The sequence below is a fragment of the Streptomyces sp. NPDC059524 genome, assembly GCF_042749255.1.
Classification (GTDB): domain Bacteria; phylum Actinomycetota; class Actinomycetes; order Streptomycetales; family Streptomycetaceae; genus Streptomyces; species Streptomyces xanthii.
This window is the reverse complement of record NZ_JBHYTK010000014.1, coordinates 72,533-83,005: the sequence shown is the minus strand read 5'-3', so window position 1 is coordinate 83,005 and position 10,473 is coordinate 72,533. Positions and strand designations below refer to the sequence as shown.

Here is a 10,473-nt window from a genome sequence, read left to right as displayed (position 1 = left end):
ATGTCGGGAAGGGCCTCGGCGCGTTCGGGGTGCGGGGGCCGGTCAGTTGGGCTCCTTCACGGGCTCGCCCTGCACGACCGGGTGGTCCTGCGGGAGCGGCCCGGCGGCCGACGCGCCGCCGGAGACTCCGGCCAGGGCGAAGACCTCCGTGTCGGCGCTGCCGTACCCGGCCCACTCGTCCGGCACCGCGTCCTCGTAGAAGATGGCCTCGACCGGGCAGACGGGCTCGCAGGCGCCGCAGTCCACGCACTCGTCGGGGTTGATGTACATCTTGCGCGGGCCCTCGTAGATGCAGTCGACGGGGCACTCGTCGACGCAGGCCTTGTCCTTGAGGTCCACGCAGGGCTGGGCGATGACGTAGGTCATGAGGAACGCTCCACGGTCCAGGTGTCGGTGCCGGCGAGAAGGGCGCCGAGTTCGCCCTTGCCGTTCTGGGTGACGGCGTCGTCGAGCTGGTCGGCCATCTGTACGTCGTAGACGGCCCGTTCGACGTCACGGAAGACGCCGATGGGCGTGTGGTGCAGGGTGTCGGGGTCGGCGAGCCGGGACAGGGCGAAGGCGGTGGTCGGCGACGCGGCCTGCGCGTCGTGGACCAGGATGTCCGCCCGGTTCGCATCCGTGACCGGCACGACCTTCAGGTCGCCGGTGGCCGGGTCGCGCACGACACCCTTCGCCCCGTCGGCCCCGAAAGTGATCGGCTGCCCGTGCTCCAGGCGGATCACGCTCTCCTGCGCCCGCTGCTTGTCCTTGAGGACCTCGAAGGCACCGTCGTTGAAGATGTTGCAGTTCTGGTAGATCTCCACCAGCGCGGTCCCCGGGTGCGCGGCCGCGGCCCGCAGCACGGACGTGAGGTGCTTGCGGTCGGAGTCGACGGAGCGTGCGACGAAGGAGGCGTTGGCCCCGATGGCGAGGGACACCGGGTTGAAGGGCGCGTCGAGCGACCCCATCGGCGTCGACTTCGTGACCTTCCCGACCTCCGAGGTCGGCGAGTACTGGCCCTTGGTGAGCCCGTAGATCCGGTTGTTGAAGAGGAGGATCTTGAGGTTGACGTTGCGGCGCAGGGCGTGGATGAGGTGGTTGCCGCCGATGGAGAGGGCGTCGCCGTCGCCGGTGACGACCCAGACGCTGAGGTCACGCCGTGAGGAGGCGAGGCCGGTGGCGATGGCGGGGGCGCGGCCGTGGATGGAGTGCATGCCGTACGTGTTCATGTAGTACGGGAAGCGGGAGGAGCAGCCGATGCCGGAGACGAAGACGATGTTCTCCTTGGCGAGGCCGAGTTCGGGCATGAAGCCCTGGACGGCCGCGAGGATCGCGTAGTCACCGCATCCCGGGCACCAGCGCACCTCCTGGTCGGACTTGAAGTCCTTGGGCAGGAGCGGGAGTTCAACGGGCATGGAGCACTTCCTCCAGTACGTGGGCGAGCTGCTCGGCCTTGAACGGCATGCCGTTGACCTGGTTGTAGGAGTGGGCGTCGACGAGGTACTTCGCCCGGATCAGGGTGGCGAGCTGCCCGAGGTTCATCTCGGGGACGACGACGTGCTCGTACCGGGCCAGCACCTCGCCGAGGTTGGCGGGGAAGGGGTTGAGGTGGCGCAGGTGGGCCTGGGCGATGGTGTCGCCGGCGGTGCGCAGGCGGCGGACGGCGGCGGTGATGGGGCCGTAGGTGGAGCCCCAGCCGAGGACGAGGGTGTCGGCGTCGCCGGTGGGGTCGTCGACCTCGAGGTCGGGCACCTGGATGCCGTCGATCTTGGCCTGGCGGGTGCGGACCATGAGGTCGTGGTTGGCCGGGTCGTAGGAGATGTTGCCGGTGCCGTCCTGCTTCTCGATGCCGCCGATGCGGTGTTCGAGGCCGGGGGTGCCGGGGACGGCCCAGGGGCGGGCGAGGGTCTGGGGGTCGCGCTTGTAGGGCCAGAAGACCTCGGTGCCGTCGTCCAGGGTGTGGTTGGGGCCCTGGGCGAACCGGGTGCGCAGGTCGGGGAGTTCGTCGACCTCGGGGATCCGCCAGGGTTCCGAGCCGTTGGCGAGGTAGCCGTCGGAGAGGAGGAAGACGGGGGTGCGGTAGGTGACGGCGATCCGGGCCGCTTCCAGGGCCGCGTCGAAGCAGTCGGCGGGTGTGCGGGGCGCGACGATCGGTACGGGTGCTTCGCCGTTGCGGCCGTACATGGCCTGGAGGAGGTCGGCCTGTTCGGTCTTGGTGGGCAGGCCGGTGGAGGGGCCGCCGCGCTGGATGTCGACGACGATCAGGGGCAGTTCGAGCGACACGGCCAGGCCGATGGTCTCGGACTTGAGTGCCACGCCGGGGCCGGAGGTGGTGGTGACGGCGAGGCTGCCGCCGAAGGCCGCGCCGAGTGCGGCGCCGATGCCGGCGATCTCGTCCTCGGCCTGGAAGGTACGCACGCCGAAGTTCTTGTGCCTGGACAGCTCGTGCAGGATGTCCGAGGCCGGCGTGATCGGGTACGAGCCCAGGAACAGGGGGAGTTCGGACCTACGGGACGCCGCCACGAGCCCGTAGGCCAGCGCGAGGTTCCCGGAGATGTTGCGGTACGTGCCCTGCGGGAAGGCCTTCGCCGCGGGCGCCACCTCGTAGGAGACCGCGAAGCCCTCCGTCGTCTCACCGAAGTTCCAGCCCGCCTTGAACGCGGCCAGGTTGGCCGCGGCGATGTGCGGCTTCTTCGCGAACTTGGCCTTGAGGAACTTCTCCGTACCCTCGGTGGGCCGGTGGTACATCCACGACAGCAGGCCCAGCGCGAACATGTTCTTGCTGCGCTCGGCCTCCTTGCGCGAGAGGTCGAACTCCTTCAGGGCCTCCACGGTGAGCGTCGTGAGCGGCACCGGATGCACGTGATACGCGTCCAGCGAACCGTCCTCCAGCGGGCTGGCCTCGTAACCGACCTTCGCCATCGCCCGCTTGGTGAACTCGTCCGTGTTCACGATGAGTTCCGCACCCCGCGGCACATCGGCGATGTTCGCCTTCAGCGCCGCCGGGTTCATCGCCACCAGAACGTTCGGCGCATCACCCGGCGTCAGGATGTCGTGGTCAGCGAAATGCAGCTGGAACGACGAAACGCCCGGCAGCGTGCCTGCGGGCGCCCTGATCTCCGCCGGAAAGTTCGGCAGAGTCGAAAGATCATTGCCGAACGACGCCGTCTCCGACGTGAAACGGTCGCCGGTGAGCTGCATGCCGTCGCCCGAGTCGCCCGCGAACCGGATGACCACCCGGTCCAGACGCCGCACGTCCTTGCGGTGGATCTCTTTGCTTTCCACTGACAGAACGGCCACCGGCCGCCCCCTTCCCGTAGACGCCTCGGACGCCGCAGTCGCAGCCGGTCCGGCTGCGCCGCACGGTAGGAGCCGGGGCTTGTGACCGGCCAAAGCCGCCCTCGCGGGGGCCATGAATTCCTCATGTCCCGGGCATGAACGCCTGCCTGGCGGCGTCGATCACGCCCGGCGGATACTCGGCCGACGCGCGGCGGACGCGCTGCCGTCCACACTCGGGGAGGAGTGCCGCCATGACCCCAAGCAGCCCCATGGGCGGACAGCCGGTCCATCTGTGGTCGCTGAGCGAGGACGTCGCCGTGCGGGCGTCCGCCGACACGGTGGTGCTCACCGGGCGGTTCGGCTCCGAGAAGCTCGACGACCCGAGCCCGGTCGTGCGCGAGGTGCTGCGCCGCATGGAGCTCGGCCCGATCCTGCCGGCCAACGTCGCGGCGGACTACGCCGACGGCGACGGGGTGTGCCTGCTGCTCCTGCCCACGCTGAGCCGGCTCTCGCACATGACGGTGCGCACCCTGTCCGTGGACGACCTCAAGGGGCCGCTGCTGTCGGTCTCGCCCGAGTCCCGGCAGGCCACCTTCGACCCCGAGGAGCTGTCCGGGGACGATCTGCTGCGGCTGCCGCGCGACGTGCGGCTGACGCTGGGCGACGCCGGGATCTCGCTGGCCTCGCCCGCGTCCCTGCACCGGGTGGTGCTGCACCGCCCGGAGGCGGTGTGGGTGGTGGCGATGCTCGCGTGGCCGGTGACCCCGGGCGCCGCGACGGAGGCCCTGCCGCTGCACCCGGACGTCACGGACGGCATCCTGCGCTATCTCGCGGCGGCCGGGATGGCCCAGCCGGTGGCCGGTCACCCGCGCCGTTTCGGCGCGCGCTAGAGACCGCCCTCACCGGCTCACAGCAGCCAGCCGGACTCCCGGGCGATGCGGATGGCGTCGACCCGGTTGCGGGCGTTGAGCTTGCTGACGATCGCCGTGAGGTAGTTGCGCACGGTTCCCGTCGTGAGGTGCAGCCGGGTGGCGATCTCGGGTGCCTCGAAGCCCTCGGCGGCCAGCTTGAGCACCTCGTTCTCCCGCTCCGTGAGCGGGTTCTCCGTGCCGCCCCAGGCGTCGAGCGCCAGCTGCGGGTCGATGGCGCGCTGGCCGGCCGCGACCCGGCGCACCGCCTCGGCGAGCTGCTTCGGCGGCGCGTCCTTGAGGAGGTAGCCGGAGACCTGCGCCGACAGGGCGCGGCGCAGGGTGCCGGGGCGGCCCAGGCTGGTGAGGACGAGGGCGCGGCAGCCCGGCACGCTCTCACGCAACCGCTCGGCGGCGCTGAGGCCGTCCAGGCCGGGGAGGTCGATGTCGATGATGGCGACGTCGGGCCGGTGCTCGATGGCGGCGGGGACGATCTCGTCGCCGCGTTCGAGTTCCACGACGACCTCGAGATCGGTTTCGAGATTCAACAAAGCGACCAGAGCGCCGCGGACCATGTTCATGTCCTCGGCCAGCAGAATCCGAATCATGGTTCCCCCGTAACCCGTTCGAATATTGACCGAATCCTATCAATCGGACGCCGTTATCCGGCTGACCGAACCCGGCCGCAGGATCAACTTTTCCCCAAGAAAAGGGGGTTGGACGACTTCGCTGTGCGCGGGCACTTCGGCCACGAGCCGGAAGGTCGTCCCCTTGGTGCCCTTGACGCAGCCGGCGTCCACCCGGCCGCCGATGGCCCGGACCCTGATCCCGAGGTTCGCGAGGCCGCTGCCGCTGTCGGGCGAGGGGTCCCGGTACCCGCTGTCCACCCCGTCGTTGGCGACCGTCAGGCGGACCGTTTCGCCCAGGTGCTCGGCATCGATGGTGCAGTGGCCGGCCTTGCTGTGCCGGAGCAGATTGGTCATGGCCTCGCGGAGCACCGCGGCGAGGACGGCGTCGGAGCGGGCCCCGAAGGGCCGCAGCTCGACCTTCACGTCGAGCTCGATGTCGGCGGCGGACAGCACGGACCGGGCCGAACTGATCTCCTGTTCCAGGGACATGTCCTGAAAGCCGCGGGCGACCCGTCGCACATCGGCCAGCGAGTCGCGGGCGACGCGCAGCACGTCCTGGATCTCGTCCATGGCGCGCTGCGGGTGGCCCGGCATCAGCCGGTGCACCAGCTCGGCCTTGAGCGTGATCGTGGACAGGCCGAAGCCGAGCAGGTCGTGCAGGTCGCGGGCGAAGCGCAGCCGCTCCTCGGTGACGGCCATGTGCGCCAGTTCGCCGCGGGCTGCGTGCACTTCGCCGACCAGCTCGCTGAGCCGGGAGAGCCCGTACGTGACCAGGCCGGTGAGCAGCGTGGACTGGCACAGGTACACGGTGACGAGGACCGAGCGGTGCTCGATCAGGGAGGGCACGACGAGGCTGACGCCGACGACGGCGTACAGGCTCCAGCCGACCCGGGGCGGCAGCAGGAGCAGCAGCGAGCCGGCGAGGAATCCCGCCATGGCGCCCCACTCGGCGCGGAAGATCAGCAGCGGCAGATACGTGAGAGCGGCCTGCACGCCCAGGGTGAGCAGGCGGCGGCGCAGGGGTGCCCGGTTGGCTCCGGGCTCGGAGTGGCGCAGTTGCAGCGCGAGGACGACGACGAGCGAGGCGATGGCCACCGCCGTGTGCCGCGTCGGCATCGGGGTGTCGAGGATGTTGAGCAGGATGACGACGGAGTAACTGATCAGCGCCATCACGAGGATGGTGCGCGCGACCCGTGGTGCGAGCAGGTCGCGGCTCCTCTTGGGCGGGGAGGGTCTCGCACCCTCCCCGTCCTCGTCGCCCGCGCGGTCGAACCGGTTCTTGTTCTGCATCGTCCGTGGCCTCTTCTCGCCATGTCCAACCCCACCGTGTGGGGATGATATGTGAAGGCCGGGACAACCAGGAGTGGGCCGAAGATCAACTCAAAAGTCTCTTGTCCACGCGGAGTTGAGACCGGGATGCTCCCGTCGAATCAGCTCCTCAGACGAAGAGCGGCACCGGGTTGAGCTGCTCGTACGTGACGGGCTCGGCGCGTCTGCCGAGCTGCACGGGTACGTCGAAGAGCCGCCCGGGAGCGAACCTGGCCCAGAAGTGCCGCATGCCGGGGACCAGAACCTTCACTACCGGAATCTCCAGATCCGGCCTCGTCTGGTCCAGGACGAGCAGTTCCATGCCCTGCTGCCGCACGAGCGCGGTGATCGCCTCGACGTCCTCGAGCAGATCGGCCCGCGGCGCGTACGGCCAGTCGGCGGGCGTGCGGGGCCGCCGGTCCGGGTCCGGGACCAGGTAGGGCCGGTGCGCGGCCTTCGCCGTGTACCACCAGTGCAGCGGCTCCGGGTCGGTGACCGCGTACCCGGTGCCGTCGGGGCGGGCGTCGTACACGGCCGGCAGCAGCTGCCCCAGTTCGCTCAGGGCCCGGCGCAGCGCCACCCGGGGGTCGAAGTGCGCCCCGAAGCCGAACACGATGTCCTCGGCGGGCTTGTCGGTGCGCCGGGACAGCGCCGCGAACACCGGTATCCCCAGGTCCGAGGTGAGGTCGAGCACCCACAGCTCGCGGTGCGTCCGGGCGCAGACCGAGCGGATCCGTTCGGCGTAGGGCTCGTCGAACGCGTCGATGTCGACGCCCGGCTGGCGGGTGCGGTTGTACCACCACAGGGCGACCGCGTCCCGCTCGACGACTTCGAAGAACCCCTGGATCAGGGCGTCCTCGCGGCTGCTGCCCGCCGCGTTGCCGTTGGAGTCGGCGTACAGGCCGTCCGCGGAGGCGGCGCCGCGGGTGAAGTAGAGCATCGACGTCGGCAGCAGGCGCCGCCGGCCGTGGGTGAGCGACCACACCGGGGTCCACTCGGTGGGGCGGTCCGCGTCGAAGGGCTCGGGCACGTACTGGAAGCTGGAGTGCCGCTCGTTCCACAGCTCCCGCTCGCGGAACTGCCGCTCGTCGTAGAGCTGGCAGGCGTACGGGTGCACAGCCTCGGCACCGAGTCCGCGGTAGCTGTCGACGATCACGGGCTCGTCACCGTGGCGGGTGCCGCTGTAGCGCTCGACGGCCTCGCACAGCGCGCCGACCCGCGCCTCCGTCTCGGTGATGCCCTTGCCGCCGCTCAGGGCGCGCAGCCCGGTGCGCAGCCCGGCCAGGGTGTGCGCGCCCATGGCCAGATTGGGCCCGGACACGAAGGAGTTGAGGCCGTCCGGGGTGTGCGGCGCGGGCCGGATCTCCTTGACGATGCCGGTGACGGGGTCGATGAGGTGGCCGTGCCGGGCGAGCATCTGGTCCGGGGTCAGGGCCCGGTGTCCGCCGCCGCTGCCGCCCGCCTTGGGCCGGGAGACGGGGACGAACGGCCGCCGCACCCGCTCGGCGACGATGTCCGGGTCACCGCAGTCCCGGCACTGCGGCAGCCGGTCCACACGGTGCTCGGTGGCCCGCATGCGTAACGTGTCCCAGGTGTGCAGCCGGCCCTGGGCCGCGTCTCGGATGCCGGCCAGCCACTTGGCGGCCTCCAGGACGGCGAGGTTCACCGCGAGCGAGCGGCCCGCGGCGAGCGAGGCGGCGGGGCGGGGCAGCGGGCCCCGGATCCCGAGGGCCCGCCGTACGGGCCGTTCGGCGGCCCGGTGCCCGGCGAGGCGGACCCGCAGGCAGTGCCAGCAGGGCCCCTCGTCCGGCTGGAAGAACGGGCCGATCCAGGGTTCGGCGCCGCACCCCCTGACCGGCAGCCAGGCGCGGCCCGCGGCCCGGTGCGCCCGGTCGATCTCGCCGAGGCTCGGGGCGAGGTAGTCGTCGCACACGACGAGCGTGAGGGCGGCCCCTTCGGGGTCGCCGGCCAGGCCGATCCCGTTGGCGGCGCAGGCCGCGCGCACCGCGTCGGGGTCGGCGCCGCCGATGGTCTCGACCCAGAGCGCGCCCGCGGCGAGCCGTGCGGCGGTGGCCGCCCCGTCCAGCCCGGCGAGGTCCCAGTAGGCCTCCGCGGAGCGCGTCGGGTCGCCCGGGAGTCCGGGTGACCCGACGCGCGGGTGGAGGCGGAGCAGGCCGGCGGCCGTGAGCTCTTCGAGCGAGCTCAGGACGGAATCGGGGTCGAGCGTGCGGCCGGCCTCGCGCAGGATGCCGGCCACGTCCCGGGTTCCGTCGAGCAGCGGCACCAGGCATTCGGCGTGCTCACCGCGCAGGGCGGTGACGCCTTGGCGCGACACCAGATACGCGGCCTCGCCCGGGATGACGACGGGGTGCAGGTGGAGTTTGAACCCCACCGCGTTCCCCGTGTCTCTCGCGGGCTCGGCCCGGTCCCCCCCAGGGACGGTCATGCCGTGAGCTGTCCGAACGCGGCGGCGGCGCGGCCGTCGGTCTCGGCGACGACGCAGATCGTCACCAGCGCCATGCCCTGGTCGTTGCCGTCCAGGTTCTCGATCACCAGCCGCGGCCGGGCGCCGGTCGCGGAGGAGTTTTCAACGGGCTCGAAACGGTGCTGCATGACACTCGCCATGATCAAGGTGCCCCTTCGTGCCGTGCCGGATAATCTCTGTCGGCAGACATCCTGTGGGCGCCCGGGTCCCGGAAACAGTGGCACTCTCACGGTCCCCACATGAAGTTCTCACGCCCCCAACAGCCCTCTCCTGCCCAGCCGTTCACAGGTGGCGAGCAGCTCGTCCCGGTCCTTCTCGGTGAGCGGCCTGTACGTGGCCTCGCCGGGCGGCCGCCACCACAGTTCGCCGCCGCTCCAGAAGCCCTCGCGGCGCAGTTCGCCCCGGCGGACCTTGTTGGTGGCGGTCACCGGCATCCGCTCCACGACGCGGACGAAGCGGGGGGCCATCTTGGTGCCGAGGTCGCCCTGGGCGAGCAGGAACTCGCCGAAGGCCAGGGGGTCGAAGGCGGCGCCGTCGCGGAGCGCCACCGTGGCCATCACCTGGTCGCCGGTGACCGGGTCGGGGACGCCGTAGACGGCGACGGCCGCGGCGTCGGACCAGCGGGCCAGGATGTTCTCGATCATGGCGGGGGCGAGGTTCTCGCTGTCGACGCGGATCTTGTCGTCGTCGCGTCCGGCGAAGTAGAGGAAGCCGTCGGCGTCCCGGTAGAAGAGGTCCCCGGTCCAGTACCAGCCGTTCTCGCGCACCCGCTCCGCGTTCGCCCGGTCGTTGCGCCAGTAGCCCTCGAACGGCGAGCGCCCGCGGTTGACCAGCTCGCCGATCGCCTGCGTCCCGTTGACGAGCCGGCCGCCCGCGTCGAACACGGCCGGCGGGCACTCCGCCCTGGTCTCAGGGTCGAGCACCACGAGGTCGTCGCCCGGGGACGCCTTGCCGATGGCGCCGGGCGGGGTGTCGGGCGTACGGGACACGGAGGCGCCGCCCTCGGAGGAGCCGTAGCCCTCGACGAGCCGCACCCCGAAGCGCTCCTCGAAGCGGGCCGCGTCCACCGCCCCGGCCTCGGTGCCGAAGCCGACCCGGAGCGGGTTGTCCCGGTCGTCGGGGCGTTCCTCGGTGGCCAGGAGGTACTGCACGGCCCGGCCGACGTAGGTGAAGTAGGTGGCGCCGAAGCGGCGTACGTCGTCCAGGAAGCCGGAGGCGGAGAAGCGGCGGGTCAGCGCGACGCCCGCGCCGGCGGCCATCGCGGGGGCCCAGTCGGCGATGACCGCGTTGCCGTGGAAGAGGGGCATGCAGATGTAGTGCACGTCGTCGCGGCGCACCCCGAAGTGGCCGACGAGGGAGCGGCCCGCGGCGGCGAGCCGGCCCTGGGAACAGATGGCGGCCTTGGGGGCGCCGGTCGACCCGGAGGTGAAGTAGAGCAGCATCCGCGCGTTTGGCCCGACCCGGCGGGCGGCGACGGGCTCGGCGCCCCGGTACGGAGCGAGCATCTCCTCGTAGGCGCCGGTGTCGGTGACCAGGACGCGGACGCCGGGCAGTTTCAGGCCGTCGAGCAGCGGCAGCCGGGAGCGGTCGGTGACCAGGACCCGGCAGTCGGTGTGGGTGATGTCGCGGGCGAGTTCGGCGCCGCGCCGGGTGGGGTTGATGCCGGCGACGGCCGCTCCGGCGAGGGCGGCGGCGCCGAGCCACTGCGGGAACTCGGGGGTGTTGTCGAGCAGCACGCCGACGTGCGGCTCGGCACCCCGGGGCAGCAGGTCGGCCAGGAGCGCGGCGCGGGGCGCCGCGCCCGCGGCCCCCCCGTGTTGGCGGTGCACCCGGTGCGCGGTGGGGGGGCCGGGCCCGGGGTACTCCCCCCCATCCAGGCCGCGGT

Annotated in this window: 9 protein-coding genes; 1 reads left to right on the top strand and 8 read right to left on the bottom strand. The window is 71.7% G+C overall.

Annotated features, from left to right (window positions below; all coding sequences use genetic code 11):
• Positions 1–42: 42 nt before the first annotated feature.
• The 3 genes from fdxA to ACFW9D_RS06785 are packed head-to-tail and all read right to left on the bottom strand — an operon-like array spanning position 43 to position 3,279.
• Positions 43–366 (bottom strand): ferredoxin, encoded by a 324-nt coding sequence (gene fdxA, locus ACFW9D_RS06795; RefSeq protein WP_188338728.1) that lies wholly within the window; start codon positions 364–366, stop codon positions 43–45.
• Positions 363–1,394 carry a 2-oxoacid:ferredoxin oxidoreductase subunit beta gene (locus tag ACFW9D_RS06790; protein WP_384618702.1) on the bottom strand — a complete coding sequence of 344 codons (1,032 nt, stop codon included), beginning with the start codon at positions 1,392–1,394 and terminating at the stop codon, positions 363–365. The genes fdxA and ACFW9D_RS06790 overlap by 4 nt, the downstream gene beginning before the upstream one ends.
• Positions 1,384–3,279 (bottom strand): 2-oxoacid:acceptor oxidoreductase subunit alpha, encoded by a 1,896-nt coding sequence (locus ACFW9D_RS06785; protein ID WP_384618699.1) that lies wholly within the window; start codon positions 3,277–3,279, stop codon positions 1,384–1,386. Before ACFW9D_RS06785 ends, ACFW9D_RS06790 begins: the two co-directional genes overlap by 11 nt.
• Positions 3,280–3,509: 230 nt before the next feature.
• Between ACFW9D_RS06785 and ACFW9D_RS06780 the strand changes: the two genes are divergently transcribed.
• Positions 3,510–4,148, top strand: a complete 639-nt coding sequence (locus ACFW9D_RS06780; protein ID WP_188338726.1) for an NADH oxidase — start codon at positions 3,510–3,512, stop codon at positions 4,146–4,148.
• 17 nt (positions 4,149–4,165) lie between these two features.
• Here ACFW9D_RS06780 and ACFW9D_RS06775 read toward each other — a convergent pair whose 3' ends face one another.
• From ACFW9D_RS06775 to ACFW9D_RS06755, 5 genes are all read right to left on the bottom strand, one after another.
• Positions 4,166–4,774, bottom strand: coding sequence for a DNA-binding response regulator (locus ACFW9D_RS06775; protein ID WP_188338725.1), 609 nt, complete (start codon positions 4,772–4,774; stop codon positions 4,166–4,168).
• 39 nt (positions 4,775–4,813) lie between these two features.
• Positions 4,814–6,085 (bottom strand): sensor histidine kinase, encoded by a 1,272-nt coding sequence (locus ACFW9D_RS06770; protein WP_384618695.1) that lies wholly within the window; start codon positions 6,083–6,085, stop codon positions 4,814–4,816.
• Positions 6,086–6,233: 148 nt separating this feature from the next.
• Entirely contained in the window at positions 6,234–8,549 is a 2,316-nt protein-coding gene (locus ACFW9D_RS06765) for a TOMM precursor leader peptide-binding protein (protein WP_384618692.1), read from the bottom strand.
• Complete coding sequence (locus tag ACFW9D_RS06760) at positions 8,546–8,728, bottom strand: hypothetical protein (RefSeq protein WP_188338722.1); 183 nt, start codon at positions 8,726–8,728, stop codon at positions 8,546–8,548. The genes ACFW9D_RS06765 and ACFW9D_RS06760 overlap by 4 nt, the downstream gene beginning before the upstream one ends.
• Positions 8,729–8,836: 108 nt before the next feature.
• Positions 8,837–10,465: an AMP-binding protein gene (locus tag ACFW9D_RS06755; protein WP_384618721.1), complete on the bottom strand. Its 1,629-nt coding sequence runs from the start codon at positions 10,463–10,465 to the stop codon at positions 8,837–8,839.
• Positions 10,466–10,473: the final 8 nt, after the last annotated feature.